General features: G+C 72.7%; 23 protein-coding genes. 12 read left to right on the top strand and 11 right to left on the bottom strand.

Annotated elements, in window-relative coordinates; genetic code table 11:
• Window positions 1-33: 33 nt before the first annotated feature.
• On the bottom strand, window positions 34-1,092 hold the full coding sequence (gene dapE / locus AC07EG_RS01665; RefSeq protein WP_478251009.1) for a succinyl-diaminopimelate desuccinylase: 1,059 nt from the start codon (window positions 1,090-1,092) through the stop codon (window positions 34-36).
• Window positions 1,093-1,124: 32 nt separating this feature from the next.
• Here dapE and AC07EG_RS01660 point away from each other — a divergent pair, with 32 nt between their 5' ends.
• From AC07EG_RS01660 to AC07EG_RS01650, 3 genes are read left to right on the top strand one after another with little or no spacing between them, the layout of a single operon-like run.
• The gene (locus AC07EG_RS01660) at window positions 1,125-1,562 is read left to right on the top strand and encodes a hypothetical protein (protein ID WP_478251008.1); all 438 of its coding nucleotides are present in this window, start codon (window positions 1,125-1,127) and stop codon (window positions 1,560-1,562) included.
• Between the two features lie 25 nt (window positions 1,563-1,587).
• The gene (gene dapD / locus AC07EG_RS01655; RefSeq protein WP_478251007.1) at window positions 1,588-2,565 is read left to right on the top strand and encodes a 2,3,4,5-tetrahydropyridine-2,6-dicarboxylate N-succinyltransferase; all 978 of its coding nucleotides are present in this window, start codon (window positions 1,588-1,590) and stop codon (window positions 2,563-2,565) included.
• Window positions 2,566-2,584: 19 nt separating this feature from the next.
• A complete protein-coding gene (locus AC07EG_RS01650; RefSeq protein WP_478251006.1) occupies window positions 2,585-3,553 on the top strand; it encodes a CHAD domain-containing protein in 969 nt (322 codons plus the stop codon).
• 407 nt (window positions 3,554-3,960) lie between these two features.
• On the opposite strand, the gene AC07EG_RS01645 is transcribed toward AC07EG_RS01650, so the two are convergent.
• From AC07EG_RS01645 to AC07EG_RS01630, 4 genes are all read right to left on the bottom strand, one after another.
• Window positions 3,961-5,310, bottom strand: coding sequence for an FAD-dependent monooxygenase (locus AC07EG_RS01645; protein ID WP_478251005.1), 1,350 nt, complete (start codon window positions 5,308-5,310; stop codon window positions 3,961-3,963).
• Window positions 5,311-5,384: 74 nt separating this feature from the next.
• Entirely contained in the window at window positions 5,385-6,473 is a 1,089-nt protein-coding gene (gene dapC, locus AC07EG_RS01640; protein WP_478251004.1) for a succinyldiaminopimelate transaminase, read from the bottom strand.
• Entirely contained in the window at window positions 6,470-6,790 is a 321-nt protein-coding gene (fdxA, locus tag AC07EG_RS01635; RefSeq protein ID WP_478251003.1) for a ferredoxin, read from the bottom strand. The genes dapC and fdxA overlap by 4 nt, the downstream gene beginning before the upstream one ends.
• A gap of 140 nt (window positions 6,791-6,930) precedes the next feature.
• Window positions 6,931-7,110, bottom strand: coding sequence for a hypothetical protein (locus AC07EG_RS01630; protein WP_478251002.1), 180 nt, complete (start codon window positions 7,108-7,110; stop codon window positions 6,931-6,933).
• 42 nt (window positions 7,111-7,152) lie between these two features.
• On the opposite strand from AC07EG_RS01630, the gene AC07EG_RS01625 reads away from it, so the two are divergent.
• Genes AC07EG_RS01625 through AC07EG_RS01610 form a run of 4 tightly spaced genes read left to right on the top strand, consistent with a single transcriptional unit; the run spans window position 7,153 to window position 10,763 of the window.
• On the top strand, window positions 7,153-7,902 hold the full coding sequence (locus AC07EG_RS01625) for a GNAT family N-acetyltransferase (RefSeq protein ID WP_478251001.1): 750 nt from the start codon (window positions 7,153-7,155) through the stop codon (window positions 7,900-7,902).
• Window positions 7,899-8,897 carry a 2-phospho-L-lactate transferase gene (cofD, locus tag AC07EG_RS01620; RefSeq protein ID WP_478251000.1) on the top strand — a complete coding sequence of 333 codons (999 nt, stop codon included), beginning with the start codon at window positions 7,899-7,901 and terminating at the stop codon, window positions 8,895-8,897. The genes AC07EG_RS01625 and cofD overlap by 4 nt, the downstream gene beginning before the upstream one ends.
• Window positions 8,890-10,230: a coenzyme F420-0:L-glutamate ligase gene (locus AC07EG_RS01615; RefSeq protein ID WP_478250999.1), complete on the top strand. Its 1,341-nt coding sequence runs from the start codon at window positions 8,890-8,892 to the stop codon at window positions 10,228-10,230. The genes cofD and AC07EG_RS01615 overlap by 8 nt, the downstream gene beginning before the upstream one ends.
• Window positions 10,227-10,763 (top strand): NUDIX hydrolase, encoded by a 537-nt coding sequence (locus AC07EG_RS01610; protein ID WP_478250998.1) that lies wholly within the window; start codon window positions 10,227-10,229, stop codon window positions 10,761-10,763. Before AC07EG_RS01615 ends, AC07EG_RS01610 begins: the two co-directional genes overlap by 4 nt.
• A gap of 30 nt (window positions 10,764-10,793) precedes the next feature.
• On the opposite strand, the gene AC07EG_RS01605 is transcribed toward AC07EG_RS01610, so the two are convergent.
• The gene (locus tag AC07EG_RS01605) at window positions 10,794-11,048 is read right to left on the bottom strand and encodes a hypothetical protein (RefSeq protein WP_478250997.1); all 255 of its coding nucleotides are present in this window, start codon (window positions 11,046-11,048) and stop codon (window positions 10,794-10,796) included.
• A gap of 42 nt (window positions 11,049-11,090) precedes the next feature.
• Between AC07EG_RS01605 and AC07EG_RS01600 the strand changes: the two genes are divergently transcribed.
• The 4 genes from AC07EG_RS01600 to AC07EG_RS01585 are packed head-to-tail and all read left to right on the top strand — an operon-like array spanning window position 11,091 to window position 12,221.
• Window positions 11,091-11,264, top strand: a complete 174-nt coding sequence (locus tag AC07EG_RS01600; protein ID WP_478250996.1) for a hypothetical protein — start codon at window positions 11,091-11,093, stop codon at window positions 11,262-11,264.
• Between the two features lie 5 nt (window positions 11,265-11,269).
• Complete coding sequence (locus AC07EG_RS01595) at window positions 11,270-11,587, top strand: hypothetical protein (protein WP_478250995.1); 318 nt, start codon at window positions 11,270-11,272, stop codon at window positions 11,585-11,587.
• Window positions 11,584-11,991 carry a GntR family transcriptional regulator gene (locus AC07EG_RS01590; RefSeq protein ID WP_478250994.1) on the top strand — a complete coding sequence of 136 codons (408 nt, stop codon included), beginning with the start codon at window positions 11,584-11,586 and terminating at the stop codon, window positions 11,989-11,991. The genes AC07EG_RS01595 and AC07EG_RS01590 overlap by 4 nt, the downstream gene beginning before the upstream one ends.
• A 44-nt stretch (window positions 11,992-12,035) precedes the next feature.
• A complete protein-coding gene (locus AC07EG_RS01585) occupies window positions 12,036-12,221 on the top strand; it encodes a hypothetical protein (RefSeq protein WP_478250993.1) in 186 nt (61 codons plus the stop codon).
• A 1-nt stretch (window position 12,222) separates the two neighbouring features.
• Here AC07EG_RS01585 and AC07EG_RS01580 read toward each other — a convergent pair whose 3' ends face one another.
• Both AC07EG_RS01580 and manB read right to left on the bottom strand, forming a co-directional pair.
• Window positions 12,223-13,131 (bottom strand): DNA-3-methyladenine glycosylase family protein, encoded by a 909-nt coding sequence (locus AC07EG_RS01580; protein ID WP_478250992.1) that lies wholly within the window; start codon window positions 13,129-13,131, stop codon window positions 12,223-12,225.
• The gene (manB, locus tag AC07EG_RS01575; RefSeq protein WP_478250991.1) at window positions 13,124-14,203 is read right to left on the bottom strand and encodes a mannose-1-phosphate guanylyltransferase; all 1,080 of its coding nucleotides are present in this window, start codon (window positions 14,201-14,203) and stop codon (window positions 13,124-13,126) included. Before manB ends, AC07EG_RS01580 begins: the two co-directional genes overlap by 8 nt.
• 146 nt (window positions 14,204-14,349) lie before the next feature.
• Between manB and AC07EG_RS01570 the strand changes: the two genes are divergently transcribed.
• On the top strand, window positions 14,350-14,751 hold the full coding sequence (locus AC07EG_RS01570) for a hypothetical protein (protein WP_478250990.1): 402 nt from the start codon (window positions 14,350-14,352) through the stop codon (window positions 14,749-14,751).
• A gap of 274 nt (window positions 14,752-15,025) precedes the next feature.
• Here the strand turns inward: AC07EG_RS01570 and AC07EG_RS01565 are convergent, their stop codons facing one another.
• The 3 genes from AC07EG_RS01565 to AC07EG_RS01555 are packed head-to-tail and all read right to left on the bottom strand — an operon-like array spanning window position 15,026 to window position 18,225.
• Window positions 15,026-15,892 carry a glycosyltransferase family 2 protein gene (locus AC07EG_RS01565; RefSeq protein WP_478250989.1) on the bottom strand — a complete coding sequence of 289 codons (867 nt, stop codon included), beginning with the start codon at window positions 15,890-15,892 and terminating at the stop codon, window positions 15,026-15,028.
• Between the two features lie 30 nt (window positions 15,893-15,922).
• Complete coding sequence (locus AC07EG_RS01560) at window positions 15,923-17,062, bottom strand: glycosyltransferase family 4 protein (protein WP_478250988.1); 1,140 nt, start codon at window positions 17,060-17,062, stop codon at window positions 15,923-15,925.
• A 56-nt stretch (window positions 17,063-17,118) separates the two neighbouring features.
• A complete protein-coding gene (locus AC07EG_RS01555; protein ID WP_478250987.1) occupies window positions 17,119-18,225 on the bottom strand; it encodes a glycosyltransferase family 4 protein in 1,107 nt (368 codons plus the stop codon).
• Between the last annotated feature and the right edge of the window lie 10 nt (window positions 18,226-18,235).

Here is an 18,235-nt window from a genome sequence, read left to right as displayed (position 1 = left end):
GGACTCGGGGTGCCGGGGGCAGTGGGGAACCGGCTAGCTCAGGAAGGCCCGCAGCACCTTGGTCACCTGGGTGATGTCGGCCACCGCGACGTGCTCGCCCTTGGTGTGGGCGAGCGCCGGGTCGCCGGGGCCGAAGTTGACCGCGGCCATGCCCAGCGCGGAGAACCGCGCCACGTCGGTCCAGCCGAGCTTCGCCACCGGCTGCCCGCCGGCCGCCTCGACCAGCTGGGCCGCCGCCGGGGCGTCCAGTCCGGGCAGCGCCCCCGGCGAAACGTCCACAACGGACAGTTCGAAGCCGTCGAAGACCTTGCGCAGGTGCTGTTCGGCCTGTTCCGGGGAGCGGTCCGGGGCGAACCGGTGGTTGATCTCCAGCACCGCCTCGTCCGGCACCACGTTGCCCGCCACCCCGCCGTGCACCCGCACCGCCTGCAGGCCCTCGCGGTAGGTCAGCCCGTCGATCTTCGGGGTGCGCGGCTGGTACTCGGCCAGCCGCCGCAGCGGTTCGACCAGGCCGTGGATGGCGTTCTTCCCGCGCCAGGCCCGCGCGGTGTGCGCCCGCTGCCCCTTGACCGGCAGCCGCACCCGCATGGTGCCCTGGCACCCGGCTTCGATCACCGCGTTGGACGGCTCGCCGACGATCGCCAGGTCGGCCCGCAGCCAGTCCGGCAGCTCCCGTTCGATGCGGCCGAGGCCGTTGCGCGTGGCTTCGACCTCCTCGTTGTCGTAGAAGACGAAGGTCACGTCGTGCTTCGGCTCGGTGATCTCGGCCGCGAGGTGCAGGAACACCGCGTCGCCCGACTTCATGTCCACCGTGCCCAGCCCGTGCAGGTGCCCGCCCTCGCGGCGGGACGGCAGGTTGTCGTTGGCGGGCACGGTGTCCAGGTGCCCGGCGAAGAGCACCCGGCTCGGCCTGCCCAGGTTCGTGCGGGCCAGCACCGCGTCGCCGTTGCGGACCACCTCCAGGTGCGGGGCGTCCCGGCGCAGCGCCGCCGCCACGGCACCGGCCAGTTCCGCCTCCTGCCCGGACTCGCTGGGCACGTCCACCAGTGCCGCGGTCAGGTCGATCGGGTCCGCACGCAGGTCCAAAGCCATGCCCGGCAACCTACCGAAGTACGGTGGGCCCCGTGCGCACCCGCCGTTTCACCCCCGCACTGCTCCTGCTCGCCCTGCCGGCGCTGACCGGCTGCGGCACCGAAGACCCCGCGCCCGCCCGGCCGAAGCCCGGCCAGGTGAGCCCGGCGGACCTGCTCACCAAGGCCAACGCGCTCACCGCGGACCCCTGCTTCCGCGTGCCGGAGCAGCAGAAGCACTGGCTCTGCGAGAAGTACGTCACGCAACTCGGCAGCTTCACCGGAACGGTGAACGAACTGGCCCAGAACTTCGTCGCTCTCCGTGATCCCGGGGAGCAGCTGCGCACCGGCATCGACTCCTATCGAGGTGCTGGTTGCGAGGCGGAAACCGCACCTCAACCGGCCGTCTGCAGCCGTCAGCTGGAGCAGTTGCGGGTCGCGCTGGACACTGTGCGTACACGCCTGCGGGAAGCGCCCACGGCGACAGAGTGACTCCCGCTCGGTTACCGTCACTGCCGTGACCGAGAACTCTTCACCCGAGACCACCGGGGCCAGCGGCGTCGGGCTGGCCACCATCAGCACCGACGGTGTGGTGCTGGACACCTGGTACCCCCAGCCGAAGCTGGCGGAGGCGGGCACCGGCGGCACCGAACGGCTTTCGCGGGAGGAAGCCGCCGAGGTGCTCGGCGAGGCCGCGGCCGCGCTGCTCGGTGAGGACACCGACCGCGGTGTCGAGGTGGTCGCCGTGCGCACCCGCATCGGCGACCTCGCCGCCGCCCCGGCGGACACCCACGACGTCTACCTCCGCCTGCACCTGCTCTCGCACCGGCTGGTCCGGCCGCACGGGCAGAACCTGGACGGCATCTTCGGCCTGCTCGCCAACGTGGTGTGGACCAACCACGGCCCGTGCCCGGTCGAGGGCTTCGAGGCGACCCGCCTGCGGCTGCGGGCGCGTGGCGCGGTGACCGTCTACGGCGTGGACAAGTTCCCGCGGATGGTCGACTACGTCACCCCGACCGGCGTCCGGATCGCCGACGCCGACCGCGCGCGGCTCGGCGCGCACCTGGCCCCCGGCACCACGGTGATGCACGAGGGCTTCGTGAACTACAACGCCGGCACGCTCGGCGCGTCCATGGTGGAAGGCCGGATCTCGGCGGGCGTGGTGGTCGGCGACGGCAGCGACGTCGGCGGCGGCGCCTCGATCATGGGCACGCTCTCCGGTGGCGGCAAGGAGATCATTTCGATCGGCGAGCGGTGCCTGATCGGCGCCAACGGCGGCATCGGCATCTCGCTCGGCGACGATTCGGTGGTCGAGGCCGGGTTGTACGTCACGGCGGGCACCAAGGTGGTCTTCGACGGCAAGACGGTCAAGGCGCGGGAGCTGTCCGGGATCTCCGGGGCGCTGTTCCGGCGGAACTCGGCCACCGGTGCGGTGGAAGTGGTGCCGCGCACCGGGTCGGGCATCGAGTTGAACGCGGCGCTGCACGCGAACTGATTCGCTTACCATCGAACAGATGGCCACCGTGACGCCTCCTCGCCCCCAGGTCAGCACGCCGGTCGAGCTCGGCCTCCCCGCCGAGCCCCCGAAGGTGCGGGCGGGTGATCCGCCGGTGGCGCACGTGCGGGCGAAGCTGGACCGGCAACTGCGCGTGGTGCTCGAGCACGAGCCGGGCACCCGCGCGGGCACCGATCCCGAGCACCTGCACCAGCTGCGCGTGGCCGTCCGGCGGATGCGCAGCGTGCTGAAGGTCTCCGGCGGGCTGCTCGGCCCGACGGCGGAGGAGGTGCGGGCCGAGCTCGGCTGGCTCGGCAACGCGCTCGGTGAGGTGCGGGACTTCGACGTGCTGATCGAGCACCTGCGGGAGGTGGTCGCCGAGTTCGAGGCCACCGACCAGCTGGCCGCCCGGCAGCTGGTCGCGCGGTTCGTCGCGCAACGGGGCCAGGCCAAGCGGCGGCTGACCAGGGTGCTCAACGGGGGCCGGTACCGGACGGTGCTGACGATGACGGCGCAGCTGGCGCGGCCGGGCGAGGTGGAGCCGGGGGCGCCGGAGGGCGCTCCGGCGGCCGAGGTGGATCTGGTCGGGGCGCTGCGGAAGCCGTACCGGAAGCTGGCCAAGGCGGTGGCGGCCCTGCCGGAGGATCCCCCGCACGACGACCTGCACGCGCTGCGGATCCACGGGAAGCGGTTGCGGTACGCGGGTGAGCTGGCCAAACCGGCGGCACCGGGGAAGTCGGCGAAGAAGGCGGTGAAGGGGCTGGTGCGGGCCGCGGAACGGCTGCAGACCGTGCTGGGGGACCACCAGGATGCGGTGGTGGCCGCTTCGCGCGTCCGGACGCTGGCCGCCGACGCCGATCCGGCGGTCGCGTTCATCGCGGGGCGCGTGGTGGAACGGGAGAACCTGCGGTGCGCGGTGGCGCGGTCGGTGTGGCCGGAAGTGGTCGCCGAGATCGACGCGGCGGCTGAGGCGCTGCTCAAACGCTGAGTCTCGGGGTTGCGCGGACGTCGGCCTGATCGAGCTGGCAGGCAGGTCACCAGGGCGAGCAGCCAACCAGTTCCTTGCTGGATTGTTCAACGATCCTCCCGGCAGGCGCTGGCTTGATCCAGCCGACAGGCAACTCCCGGAACAAAGGTCAACCGGGCTCTTGTGGGATTGTTCAACAATCCCCTAGGTGCGCGTAGAGCCGATCCAATCGGCAGACATGACATCGAACGAATGACCTTGTTGGATTGTTGAACAATCCAACAAGAGGATTCGACTCATCGACTCCCCAGACTATTGAGCCTCGACGGATCGGCGGAGAGTTCGGATTGTTGAACAATCCTCCCCGCCTATGTTCCGCCGATCCGTCCGGCCACATGATCACCGAGGTACCCGTCCGAACATTGGACTCAAGCCGTGATCGAGCCGATGTAACCGTCCGGGCGCACCCGCACCACCGTCCCCGGCTCCACGTCGTAGATCGACAGGGCCTCCCCCGTGATGCCGTATGCGTGCGCCTCCTCCGGAGCCGGGCAGCCGAACGCCAAAGTCGTCCAATGTGGACCCCGGAACAGGTCGAACAGGCGCGTCTTCCCGTCCACCGGCCCATCCGGCGCACGGTCACCGGCGACCACCCGCCCCGGCCGCGAACGGTTGTCGTGGGCCAGCGGCCCCCCGGCATAGCTGATGCCCAGCTGGTGGAACTCCGTCCCCCGCCGGTGCGCGTCGGCGTCGCCGTCGGTGTACTTCTTCAGCGTGGCCGTGGCCAGCCCCAGCACCGAGGCCGCCACCGGCAGGCGTTCCGCCTCGTAGGTGTCCAGGTGCTCCTCGGCGGCCAGCTTCCAGCCCAGGTTGACCGCGTCCTGCACCCCGGTGTTCAACCCCTGCCCCCCGGTCGGCGGGTGCACGTGCGCGGCGTCCCCGGCCAGGAACACCCGCCCCTCCCGGTACCGCGCGGCCAGCCGGGCGTTCGGCCGCCACACCGTCGACCAGGTCAGGTCGTGCAGCCGGATGCCCATCCCGCCGGACACCCGGTCGAGCAGCGCCTGCAACCCGGCCAGCGTCGGCTCGCCGTCCTGCGGGGCGGCGAACTGGAACTGCGCCCCACCGGGCAGCGGGGTCAGCATGATGCCCTCCCGCGGATCGGCGCTCGGCCCGAAGAAGTGGGCGTAGTCGTGGTCGAGCCCCTCGGCGGCGACATCGCCCTGCAGGATCCGGATCGACTCGTCCGTGTCGCCCTCGAACGGGATCCCGAGCGACTTCCGCACGAAGCTCCGCCCGCCTTCGGCGCCGACGAGGTAGTCCACCCGCACCCGCTCGACGCCGTTCAGCTCCGCGTCCACCCCGGCCTCGTCCTGGGTGAACCCGGTCAGCTCGGTGCCGAGTTCCACCCGCACCCCGAACCCGGCCAGCCGCTCCCGCAGGATCGCCTCGGTCCGCGACTGCCCCAGCATGCAGCCGTTCGGATAGGGCACGTCCGCCGTCGGCTGCCGCGGCTCGAACGTCATCCGCTGGCCGATGAACTCCCCGGCGACGTGGACCCGGATCGGCGGCGGCACCGAGATCGCGGCGTCGAGCACGGCTTCCACCACACCGAGGTCGTCGAAGACCTCCAGCGTGCGCGGCTGCAGGCCGTCGCCACGGGACCCGGCGAAGAACTGCTCCGCCCGGTCCACCACCCGCACCTCGACCCCGCGCCGGGCCAGGTCGATGGCCAGGGTCAAGCCGGTCGGCCCGGCTCCCGCGATGAGCACCTTCATACTGAATCTCCATTCACTGAATACAGATTCAGTATTGCGGGCATGACTGTGCCCCGTCAAGGAAGCGGGAGGAACTACGAGAGCCGCTCGACGGCGGTTTCGATGCGCTCGTCGGTGGCCGTCAGCGCGATGCGCACGTGGCGCCCGCCGGCGGGACCGTAGAAGGTGCCCGGCGCGGCCAGGATGCCGCGGTCGGCCAGCCAGTCCACCGTCTGCCAGGCGTCCTCGTCCCTGGTGGACCACAGGTAGAGCCCGGCCTCGGAGTGGTCGATCCGGAAACCGCTGTCCTTGAGCGCCTTCCGCAGCGGCTCGCGCCGCCGGGCGTACCGCTCGCGCTGCGCGGCCAGCGCCTCGTCGTCGGTCAGCGCGGCGACCATCGCCTCCTGCACCGGCCGCGGCACGATCATGCCCGCGTGCTTGCGGATGGCCAGCAGATCGGCGACCAGCTTCGGGTCACCGGTGACGAACCCGGCGCGGTAACCGGCCAGGTTCGCCGACTTCGACAGCGAGTGCACGGCGAGCAGCCCGTCGAAGCTGCCGCCGTGCACCGACGGGTGCAGGATCGACAGCGGCTCGGCCTCCCAGCCCAGCGCCAGGTAACACTCGTCGGAAACGACGATGGTGCCGCGCTCGCGCGCCCAGTCGACCACCTTGCGCAGGTGCTCGACGCCGAGCACGCGACCGGTCGGGTTCGACGGCGAGTTCAGCCACAGCAGCGACGGCCGCTGCGGGCCGAGCTGGGTCAGGCCGTCGGCGCGGACCAGGGTCGCGCCGGCGAGCAGGGTGCCGACCTCGTAGGTCGGGTACGCCAGCTCGGGGATGACCACCAGGTCACCGGCGCCGAGGCCGAGCAGCCGCGGCAGCCAGGCGACCAGTTCCTTGGACCCGATCGTCGGCAGCACCGCGTCCGGCTCGATGCCCGCCACGCCGTGACGGCGGCGCAGCGCGTCGATCGCCGCCGCGCGCAACGCCGGGGTGCCGTGGGTGGTCGGATAACCCGGCACGTCCGAGACCGACGCGAGCGCGTCGCGGATGCCCGCCGGGACCGGGTCCACCGGCGTGCCGATGGACAGGTCGACCACACCGTCCGGATGTGCCTGCGCCTTCGCCTTGGCGGCGGCGAGTGAATCCCAGGGGAAGTCGGGTAGGGGGACCCGGCTCATTCGCCCTGCGGGGGGAGGTTCTTCACGAACGCGGGGTCGTGGCTGGTCTTGCCGACCTTCGACGCCCCGCCCGGCGAGCCCAGCTCGTCGAAGAAGTCCACGTTCGCCTTGGTGTAGGCGGCCCACTCGTCGGGCACGTCGTCCTCGTAGTAGATGGCTTCGACCGGGCAGACCGGTTCGCACGCACCGCAGTCCACGCACTCGTCGGGGTGGATGTAGAGCATCCGATCACCCTCGTAGATGCAATCGACGGGGCACTCGTCGATGCACGCCTTGTCGAGCACGTCGACGCAGGGCTCGGCGATCACGTAGGTCACAGTGCTCTCCTGCTTGTGTCTGTTCGGTCTGGCCGCACGGCCGACATTACGCGGTCACGAGGTGTCCGTGGCGGTGAGGCGACCCTTATTCCGCCCCCTGAACGCCTCGATTCCGAGTCACCATACCCGGAGTACGCCGGTCACCGGGAGCGTCGATTCCGCTTCGGGTCCCGCTGGTCCCCCGTGATCACAAAAGCGGGCTGGTCCTGGCCGCCCTCACCGGATTCCGGCTGCTTCGCGCGCACCGCCCTGCTGAAGCCTTCGGCGATCTCGGCGACCAGGTCCTCGTTGTGCCGGTCGTCCTTGCGGGAGACGCTCATCCGTTCCTCCTCGGGTCGGCGCCCACGGGCAGAATCCAGCCCGTGGAACCAGCGGAAACACTAGAACTCCAGTGTGCCCTCGCCTGGCCGCCGGTGACCGGCGAACGGCTGGGCCGGTGGTGGCTGCGGGCGGCGGACGGCTTCACCGGCCGCGCGAACACCGCGCTGGCCATCGGGGACCCGGGCCTGCCGATGGCCGACGCGCTGCACCGCGTCTGTGACTTCGCCCACTCGCACGGGCTCGACCCGGCCGTGCAGGCGGTCCGCGGCGGGGCCGTCGAGCGGGCACTGGAACAGCACGGCTGGGTGCCGCACGTGGCCCACCCGGCCGGCCACGAGGTTTCCGTATTGGTCGGACCACTCGGCGAACCGGGCGGAGCCGCGCGCGTGCTCACCGAGCCGACGTCCGCATGGTGGGAACTGTGCGCGGGCACCACCGAACCGACCGCGGCGCAACGGCACGTGCTGACCACCGCGCCCGCGGTCGGCTACGGGGTCGTCGAGGTCGGGACCGAGACGGCGGGCGCGGTCCGCGGCGCCGTCGTGGACGACGTGCTGCACGTGGCCCGGCTGGCGGTCCGCCCGGCTCACCGGCGCACCGGGCTCGCGCTCGAGTTGATGGGAGCCGTCGGCGGCTGGGGGGCCGCGCGCGGGGCCACCCGGTGCGCGCTCCAGGTGGCGGTGGGGAACGCCCCGGCGCTCGCCCTGTACGAACGGCTGGGTTTCACCGAGCACCACCGGTACCGCTACTGGGTCCCCGCCACCGGCTCGTGCGAGGATCGCTCCTCGTGAAGGTTGTCGTTGTAGCCGGCGGGGTGGGCGGCGCCCGCTTCCTGCTCGGCGTGAAGGCCGCGCTCGGCCTGCCCCCGATCGGTCCCGCCCCCGATGGCGCCCCGCACGAGGTCACCGCGCTGGTGAACACCGGTGACGACGTGTGGATGCACGGGCTGCGGATCTGCCCGGACCTGGACACCTGCATGTACACCCTGGGCGGCGGCATCGACACCGCCCGCGGCTGGGGGCATGCCGGGGAGACCTGGGCGGTCAAGGAGGAACTGGCCGCCTACGGCGCCGAGCCGGACTGGTTCGGCCTCGGTGACAAGGACATCGCCACGCACCTCATCCGCTCGCGGATGCTGCGCGCCGGTTACCCGCTCTCGGCCATCACCGAAGCGCTGTGCGACCGGTGGCAGCCGGGCGCGCGGTTGCTGCCGATGACCGACGACCGGGTCGAGACGCACGTGGTGGTGGACGACCCGGACACCGAGGGCGGCCGCAAGGCGCTGCACTTCCAGGAGTGGTGGGTGCGCTACCACGCCGAACTGCCCGCGCACTCCATCGTGGCGGTGGGCGCCGAGGAGTCCACCCCGGCGCCCGGGGTGCTGGAGGCCATCACCGAGGCCGACGCGGTGCTGCTGGCGCCGTCGAACCCGGTGGTCTCGGTCGGCACCGTGCTTTCCGTGCCCGGTATCCGCGACGCGTTGCGCAAGACCAGTGCCGGGGTGGTCGGCGTTTCGCCGATCATCGACGGGAAACCGTTGCGCGGCATGGCCGACGCCTGCCTGACCGCGATCGGCGTGGAGACCTCGGCGCAGGCGGTCGGCAGGCACTACGGTTCGCGCCAGACCTCGGAGGGCCTGCTCGACGGCTGGCTGATCCAGCGCGGCGAGACCGCCGACGTGCCGGGCGTCGCGGTCCGGCCGGTGCCGCTGCTGATGTCCGATGTGGACGCCACCGCCAAGATGGCGCTGGCGGCGCTCGACCTGGCCGGGGTGGACGTTGACTGACCACGCCGCACCGAAGCTGGAGGTCCTGCCGGTCACCGGGCTGCCCGAGTTCCGCCCCGGCGACGACCTGACCGGCGCCGTCGCCGGCGCGGCCCGCTGGCTGCGGTCCGGGGACGTGGTGGTGGTGACCAGCAAGGTGGTCTCCAAGATCGAGGGCAGGCTGGTCTCCGTGCCCCGCGACCCCGAAGCCCGCGACGCCGCCCGCCGCAAGCTGATCGAGGACGAGTCGGTGCGGGTGGTGGCCAGGATCGGCCGCACGGTGATCACCGAGAACCGCAACGGGCTGGTGCAGGCCGCCGCCGGGGTCGACGCGTCCAATGTGGACTCCGGGGAGGTGGCGCTGCTGCCCGCCGATCCGGACGCGTCGGCGCTCGCCCTGCGCAACGGCCTGCGCGACCGGCTCGGCGTGGAGGTGGCGGTGGTGATCACCGACACCATGGGCCGGGCGTGGCGGGTCGGCCAGACCGACGCCGCGATCGGGTCGTCCGGGCTGCGCGTGCTGCACTCCTACGCCGGTGAGGTGGACGAGCACGGCAACGAGCTGGCGGTCACCGAGGTCGCCGTGGCCGACGAACTGGCTGCCGCGGCGGACCTGGTCAAGGGCAAGCTCGGCGGCACACCGGTGGCGGTGGTGCGCGGGCTGCGCATCGAGGACGACGGGTCCACCGCGCACGACCTGGTGCGCCCGGCGGACTACGACCTGTTCCGCCTGGGCACCAGCGAATCCATCGCGCAGGGCCGCCGGGAAGCGGTGCTGGTGCGGCGATCCGTGCGTGCGTTCACCGAGGAACCGGTGGAGCCGGAGGTGATCCGCCGGGCGGTCGGCGCCGCGCTGACCGCACCCGCGCCGCACCACACGCGGCCGGTGCGCTTCCTCTGGATCCGCGACCACGGCAAGCGGCAGGCGCTGCTGGCGGCGATGCGCGAGCACTGGCGCGCCGACCTCGAAGGCGACGGCTTCACCCCGGCACAGGTGGAAAAGCGCCTCGCCCGCGGCAACCTGCTGTTCACCGCGCCCGAACTGGTGCTGCCGTTCCTGGTGCCCGAAGGCGCGCACACCTATCCCGACGACCGCCGCAACGCCTGTGAACGCACCATGTTCACCGTCGCGGGCGGGGCCGCGGTGCAGGGTCTGCTGGTGTCGCTGGCCGCCGAAGGGCTGGGCTCGCTGTGGGTCGGCTCGACCATCTTCTCCGCCGGCGTGGTGCGCTCGCAGCTCGGGCTGGACGAGCGCTGGCACCCGCTGGGCGCGGTCGCCATCGGGCACCCGCTGGACGGCCCGTCCGGCCCGCGCCCACCCCGTGAACTCGCCGAAGGGCTGGTCGAACTGTGAGCCTGCACGCCGACACGCTATCCACTTTGGACAACTGGAAGGCGCCGACCGCGGCGCAGGAGTCGCTGCGGCAGGCGTTCCTGGGCTTTGTCGCGGCCAGGGCGGACGCGTGCGCGCGGTCCTGCGAGGCCGGGCACGTCACCGCTTCGGCGGTGGTGCTGGACCACACCGGGGAACGGGTGCTGCTGACCCTGCACCCGCGCGTCGGCCGCTGGCTGCAACTGGGCGGGCACTGCGAGCCGGGTGACACCGCGCTGGCCGAGGCCGCGTTGCGCGAGGCGGCCGAGGAGTCGGGCATCACCGGGCTGACCATCGACACCGAACCGGTCCACCTGGACGTGCACCCGATCACCTGCTCGCTCGGCGTGCCCACCCGCCACTTCGACGTGCGGTTCACCGCGCACGCCCCACCCGGCGCGGAACCGGTGCGCAGCGCCGAGTCGGACGACCTGCGCTGGTGGCCGATCTCCGCCCTGCCCGCCGGTTCCGAGGAACTGACCGAACTGATCGCGGCGGCCGTCGAACACGCTTGATTTTGTGTCGACCTTTGTGTCATCGTCCTGCTACAGGGAATGACACAGGGGAAACATGACCAGCGGGTTCGCGGCACCGCCGGCGGTGGGCGGGTTCCAGTTCGCGTTCGCGCGGGCGTGGCTGTTCAAGCAGGGCATCCACGCCGAGCCGACCTGGTTCGTCGCGATGCGGCTGGCCGGGCGGGGAGCTGTCCGGCACCAGAACTTCCTCGGCAGGCACCCGGTCGCGTCCGTGCTGATCGCCGTGGTGCCGGTGGTGCCCAGCGTGCTGGGGGTTCGCGCCACGGGCGCCTGGTACGTGTTCCTCCTGGGCTTCACCCCGTCGCCGTGCTCGCCTGGTTCAACCACGAGCAGGCGGTCGGCGAGCGCCGTGTCGCGGCGGCCCTGTCCCGCCGCGTCGCCCGCCCGGTCGCGCCGAAGTGGACCGACTTCCTCAACGGCCCGCTGCTCTGCGCGCTGGTGCTGGCCTACCCCGGCGGGCTCGGACCGGCCGCGGCCTGATCGCAGTGGGCGAGGTACTGGCAGGCAGCCTGCTGGCCGGGGTGGCGCTGCTCGGCGCGGGCGGCACGGCCTGGCGGGCAAGACGGGCGCTCAACCGCCCGGCCCTGGCCGAAGACGGACTCTCCCTGCTGGTCGACGACCGGCTGCGCGCGGAAGAGGTGGGCCGCGCGGGCTTTCCGGTGGCTGCGCTCGCCTTCGGGATTCCGACGAACTTCACCGATCTGGTCGCCGTCCAACTCACCCTGTTCGGGCTGATGGTCGCTTCGCTGGCGTGCTTCTTCGTCGGCTGGCGGAGGGCCGGGCGTAAGGTGGTCGCAACATGATGCTCAGCGTGGACAGCAACTCCCCCGTGCCGCCGTACGAGCAGGTCCGCTCCTCGCTCGCCCGGCAGATCAACGACCGCACGCTGCCGGTCGGCACCAAGTTGCCCACCGTCCGCAAGCTCGCGGCGGACCTCGGCATCGCGCCCAACACCATCGCGCGGGCCTACCGCGAACTCGAGGAAGCGGGCCTGATCGAGACCCGCGGCCGGGCGGGCAGCTTCGTCGGCGCCTCCGGTGACCAGAACCGCCGCCGCGCCCAGGAAGCGGCGGCGGAGTACGCGGCCGTGGTGCGCAAGCTCGGGCTCAGCCAGGGCGAGGCGCTGTCGATCGTGTCCGCCGCGCTGGACGGCGGCGGGGCCGGTGCCCCGGCCGCGGCGCGGTTCACCCCGCGTCCCGCGCGGTAGCCGGTCACCGCATAGGCTCGGGCCGACCGTTCGGAGGAGAGCCCATGGTTTCCCTGCTGATCCTGCTGGTGCTGGTGTTCCTGGTGGTCGGCGGCATCGTGCTGACCGTCGTGCTGGTGTCGAACAGCTCGAAGAAGAAGGCCCGCGTGATGCAGCAGTACCCCTACCCGCCGCAGTACCCGCCGGGTCAGTACCCGCCGAACCAGCAGCCCCCGTACGGCGGGCGCTAGCTCACATCGCGCGGTAGTCGCGGATCGGCATGCGCGGGCCGAACCGCGGCCGCGTCACCCCGGCGGCTTCCAGGTAGCGCACGGCCCGCTGCCGGTGCGGGGCGTACGGGGCCAGCACCTCCGCCATGCCCCGGTCGTCCAGCGCGCGCCCGACCAGGGCGTGACCCACGATCGACGGGATGTGGAAGTCGCCGAAGCTGACCGCGTCCGGATCACCCCAGGCGCGCTGGGCGATCTCGGCGGCGGTCCACACGCCGATGCCGGGCACCTCGCGCAACAGCGCCCGGCCCTCGGGCCCGCGCAGCGAAGCCGCCCGCTCCAGCTGGTGGGCCACCCCCGCGGCGGCGACCAAAGCCGTGCGGCGCTTGAGGTCCACGCCCGCCCGGTGCCACTTCCAGTCCGGAATGGACCGGATGGCCGCCGGGGTCGGCGGCACCCGGAGCACGGCGGGCGCCGGACCGGGGGCCGGCTCGCCGAACCACCGGCACAGCTCGCGCCACGACCGGTGCGCCTCGATCCCGGTCACCTTCTGCTCCAGCACCGCGGGCACCAGCGAATCCCACACCCGCCCGGTCGACGGCAGGCGCAGGCCCGGCCGCCGGTGCCGGGCGTCGGCGACGACCGGGTGGTGCGCGACGAAACCGGTGTCGTCGTCGAAGGCACCCAGCAGGGCGGGCACACCGTCGAGCAGCACGGCCGCACCGGTACCCCACGCCACGGCCTCCACCTCACCGTCGGCCAGGCGGCGCAGGCCGAGCGTGCCGGGGCCGTCCGCGGTGTTCGCGGTCAGCCACACCCGGCCGGGCGCGTCCCAGTGCACGGTCGGATCACCCGGTCCACGCCGCAACGGCGCCAGCACGCGCTTGAGGTCCAGCGCGTACGGCGGGCGCCAGCGGCGTGTGTCAGGCATCGCTCGAGAATCGCACGGCCCCGTCCGCGATGGTCATCCCGGGCCAGACGCGGGCGCCGTCGAGCAGCTCGCAGCCCGCGCCGACGACCGCGCCGTCCCCGAGCACCACCCCGCGCAACACCGTGCCCGCCCCGACCCGCGCGCCCCTGCCGAGCACCGAGCGCTCGACCACCGCGCCGTCACCGACCACCGCGCCGTCGAACAGCACCGAACCGGAGACCCGGGCGCCCGCCCCGACTTCCGCACCGTCACCGAGCGTGGAACCGCCGGTCACCGAAGCGTTCTCGGCGACCTTCGCGCCGTCCAGCAGCAACGCGTCGCCGACCGGGCCCGGCAGCGCCGAGGTGGGCGCGATCCCGCGCACCAGGTCGGCGGAACCGCGGACGAACGCTTCCGGGGTGCCGACGTCGAGCCAGTACGACGCGTCCACGAAACCGTGGATGTGCGCCCCGGCTTCGAGCAGGCCGGGAAAGGTTTCGCGTTCCACCGAAACCGGGCGACCCGCCGGAATCGACCCGATGACGGAGCGCTTGAACACATAACACCCGGCATTGATCTGATCCGTCGGCGGATTGGGCGTCTTTTCCAGGAACGCGGTGACGCGGCCTTCGGAATCCGTTGGAACCGAACCGAAACGGCTGGGGTCGTCGACCCGCTGCAGGTGCAGGGTGACGTCCGCGCCGGTCGACCGGTGCGTGCCCACCAGCGCGCCGAGGTCCGCGCCGGAGAGGATGTCGCCGTTGAACACCACCGCGTTCTCGGCGCGCAGCCGGTCGTGGACGTTGCGGATCGCCCCACCGGTGTCCAGCGGTGTTTCCTCCACCACGTATTCGAGTTCCAGTCCCACCGCGGACCCGTCGCCGAAGTGCGCCTCGAACACTTCGGCCCGGTATGAGGTACCGAGCACGACGTGGGTGATCCCGGCCTCACGGATGCGGGAGAACAGGTGGGAAAGGTAGGGCACCCCCGCGGTGGGCAGCATCGGCTTCGGTGCGGACAGGGTCAGCGGCCGCAGCCGCGTGCCCTTGCCACCGACCAGAACGACGGCATCGACCTCCGGCGCGGCAGTCATTCACGCATCCCTTCCTCCGGCTTCTTCGAACACCTGGTGACAAACCGCCGGAAACGCTGACGCGGGCGGCCCGGAGGGCCTACCCTAGACAGCACACAGGCGGCCCCGGTTGGAGAGGGCCTCGGGTTGATCGGGAGGCCGAGGGGATGGACCCCCGCGATCGGGCGGACGCCTTGCTTTCTCGGGCACGGGCCCGCGGGGCCTTCGTGGTCACGCCGGACGACGCCACTTCGCCGATGGACGCGGCGAACACCCAGCAGATCCCGAGATCCGTGGTCGCGGACATCGACGCGCAGGACCCGGACAGCACCACCAAGGTCCCGGCCGCGACGATCGAGGCCAACGACCACCACCTGGCCAGCCCGGAACCGACCTCGCGGCTGGAGCCCCCGCGCGGGCACCGCCCGACGCGGCCGATGCCGGTGCCCTCGTTGTTCGAGGCGCAGCCCGCCGAGCCGGTGATCGAGGAGCAGGACGTGGGCGGGCTGATCCCGACCACGACCCAGACCAAGCGCTCGAACCTCTCGCGCCGCCTCGACGGGATCTAGGGAAACCCCGGCTCCCGCCGACCCGCAGGTGCTCGAACGACCCGAGCCGGACGTCTTGCCACCCCACCCGAGGCCAGACCGTCAGCCTCCGCCAACCCACCGCTGCTCGAACAGCCCACGCCAGACATCTCGCCACCCCACCCGAGGCCAGACCGTCAGCCTCCGCCAACCCACAGCAAGACCGAAAACCCTGGCCGATGAACGCAGCACGCCGCCGAACCAGACGGGCGCGCCGGCGCAGCCGCCCCTCGGCGGAAGCCAAGCCCGCTTGGCGTCAGCCGTCCCGCAGGGTGGCCAGCTTCAGCCGGGCCGCCAGGCCGAGCTTGACCAGCGCCAGCACCGGCAGCCACCGCGGGCCGCGGTGCCGGTCGGCCAGGTAGCGGTAGGCGCTCTTGTGGTGCGCGGCCAGCATCTTCGCCGACGCGCGTTTGGTGGCCTGGCCGCCGATGTGCATCACCGAGGCCGAGGGCGCGTAGACGTTGAGCCAGCCCGCGCGGCCGAGGCGGTCACCGAGGTCGACGTCCTCGAAGTACATGAAGTACCGCGGGTCGAAGCCGTCGACCGAGTCCCACGCCTCGCGCCGGATCAGCTGGCACGACCCGGAAAGCCAGCCCGAAGTGCGTTCGGCGGGCTTCGCCGTCTCCTGCCGGTACTGCTTGGTCCACGGGTTCCCGCGCCAGACCTTGCCGAGCGCCGCGTGCCCGATGCCGCGGCCGAGCGAGGGCAGCAGCCGCGCCGACGGGTAGACCGTGCCGTCCGGCTCCTGGATCAGCGGGCCGAACGCGCCACCGCGCGGCCAGCGCTCCGCCACCGAGAGCAGTTCGTCCAGTGCGCCGGGGTGCCATTCCAGGTCGGGGTTGGCGATGACGATCCAGCCGTACCGGTCGTCCAGTTCGGCCACACCGCGGTTGCACGCGCGGCCGTAGCCGAGGTTCTCGCCGATGCGCAGCAGGTGCACGTTCTCCCGCTCGGCGGCCCGGTCCAGCGAGGTGTCCGAGGCGTCGGTGTCGTTGTCGGCGAGCACCACCTTCACCTCGCGCGTGGTGGCCTTTTCGAGCGTGTCGAGGAACGGTTCCAGGGTCTCGCCGGGGAAGTAGGTCACGACCACGACGGCGACCTCATCGCCATACTTGGAGTGCACGACACCACATTGTGCCCTGCTCACCCAGCGCTACCGGGGCGCCCCACGCGAGCGCCAGCTCTGCCACGCCCGGCCGTAGGCCTCGCGGTGGCGTTCGGCGGTGACCGCCCAGGAGAACTCCTTGGCCCGGCGCTGCGCCGCGGCCGCGAGCGTGGCCCGGCGGGCCGGGTCGTCGAGCAGCTCCCCGATCGCCGCCGCCACGTCACCGGCGCCGACCCCGCAGTAGGCCACCGCGTCCCCGCCGACCTCGGGCAGCGACAGCCGCCGGGTGGTCAGCACGCACGCGCCGCAGGCCATCGCCTCCAGCACCGGCAGCCCGAAGCCCTCGCCGAGGCTGGGGTAGGCGACCATCTCGGCACCGCCGAGGAACCCGGCCAGCGTGCCGAACGGCAGGTAACCGGCCCGGATCACCCGCAGCCGGTGGGGCACGCCTTCGAGCGCCTTCTCCACCTGCGTGTCCCAGCCCGGCTGCCCGGCGAGCACCAGCGCGGGCGGCTCGGCCCGCCCGGCCATCGCCTTGGCGTAACCGCGGATCAACGCGGGCACGTTCTTGCGGGGTTCGAGCGCGCCGAGGAAGGCGATGTAGGGCGTGCTGCCCAGCCCGATCGCTTCGCGGGCGGCCCGCACCTCCTCCGGTGACGGCGGGTGGAACCGCTCGACGTCGACCCCGTGCTGGATGACCTCCAGCTCGGACGCCCGCACGCGGGTCACCTTCGCCAGTTCGGCCGCCGTGGCCTCGCTCGGCACCACGCACAGCGACGCCCGCCGCAACGCGGCCACCGTCCACGCCCGGAAGAAGCGGGCCTTCACGGAAGAGTGAAGCACCGCGTCGGTGAAGAAGGTCGCGTCGTGCAGGGTCACCACCGACGCCTTGTTCAGCGCCAGCGGCATCGTGTAGTGCGGCGAGTGCACCACGTCCACGCCGAGCCGCCTGGCCAGCATCGGCAGGTTGGTCTGCTCCCAGGTCAGCCGGGCCGTGCGGGTCGAGGTGGACTCGGTGGCGGGCAGCACCCGGGAGCCCGGCGCGAGCTGCGAGTACAGCCGGAAGTCGCGGGGCTGGCAGACCACCGAGATCGGGGCGCCGTCGGCGTCCAGCGCGGCGACCAGCGAGTCGACGTACCGGCCGACGCCCCCGCGGTCCGCGGGCACGGCGGTGGCGTCGATCAGCACACGAGGTTCACCTGGTACCACGCCCAGCAGCGTACGGCCGTTCAACGAACGCGGGGTCAGGAACCACCAAACTCGGCCGGCGCCCCGGTCCCTTCCGCCGTATGCACTGACCAGAGCGTTCTGGCGGCTGTCAGCCAGTCGAATTCACTCGATCGAGTGAGGCCACGACTACGCATGGTCGCCCGCAGCGACGGCGACCCGAGCACCTCCCGCAGCGCGTCGGCCAGCGGGCCGGCCTCCCCGCACGGCACCACCCTCGCCGCACCCCCGGACACCTCGGCCAGTGCGGGCACGGCGGAGTGCACCACCGGCACCCCCGCCGCCATCGCCTCCAGGACCGGCAGCCCGAACCCCTCGGCGAGGCTCGGCACGGCCAGCACGGACGCCCCGCGCAGGACCGCCGCCAGCTCGGCGTCGGACAGGCGGCCCAGCACCCGCAGGCGGTCGGCGGGCAGGCCGTGCCGGCGGGCCAGCTCGGCCGGGTCGAGCCCACCCCAGCCGGGCTGCCCGGCCAGCAGCAGCGGCGGGCCGTCGACCCGGGCCATCGCCTCGACCAGCAGCGCGATGCCCTTGCGCGGTTCGAGCGTGCCGATGGCGAGCACGTACTCCGCGGGCAGGTCCAGCTCGACCGGCTCGTCCGGCAGTTCGGTCACGCCGTGGCCGATGACGTGCACCGGCACCTTGCCCGCCACCCGCGCGGCCAGGTCGTCGGCCACCGCCCGGGTCGGCACGACCAGCGCGTCCGCCCGGCGCGCGGCCCGCGCGACCATCGACCGGTGCCAGGACACCCCACGCGGGGTGAGCGTCTCGGGGTGCGTCCACGGCACGGTGTCGTGCACGGTCACGCTCAGCCGCCGTCCCCGCGGCGCCCGCGGCGGGGCCAGCGGGGTGGTGGCGTGCACCACGTCACCACCCGGCCACCAGGGCAGGCCCAGCTGCCACGCGGCGGCCAGCGCCCTCGGCGGCAGCGCGAGCCGCCGCGGCCCCCCGACGCCGGGCACCTCGGCCGCGCCGGCGTCGGCGTGCCGCGCGACCACGCTCGACAGCGTCCAGCCGGGTGGCGCGGTCGCGGCCAGCGCCCGCAGCAGCTCGGCCGTGTAGCGCCCGGTCCCCCCGGGAACGGGCGCGAGCAACTGCTCCGCGATGACCACCAGCTCGGGCACCCGCCTATTG

The sequence above is a fragment of the Amycolatopsis sp. NPDC045836 genome (assembly GCF_056431745.1).
Note: the sequence above shows the minus strand (reverse complement) of the source record. Positions and strands in the feature narration are given on the sequence as shown.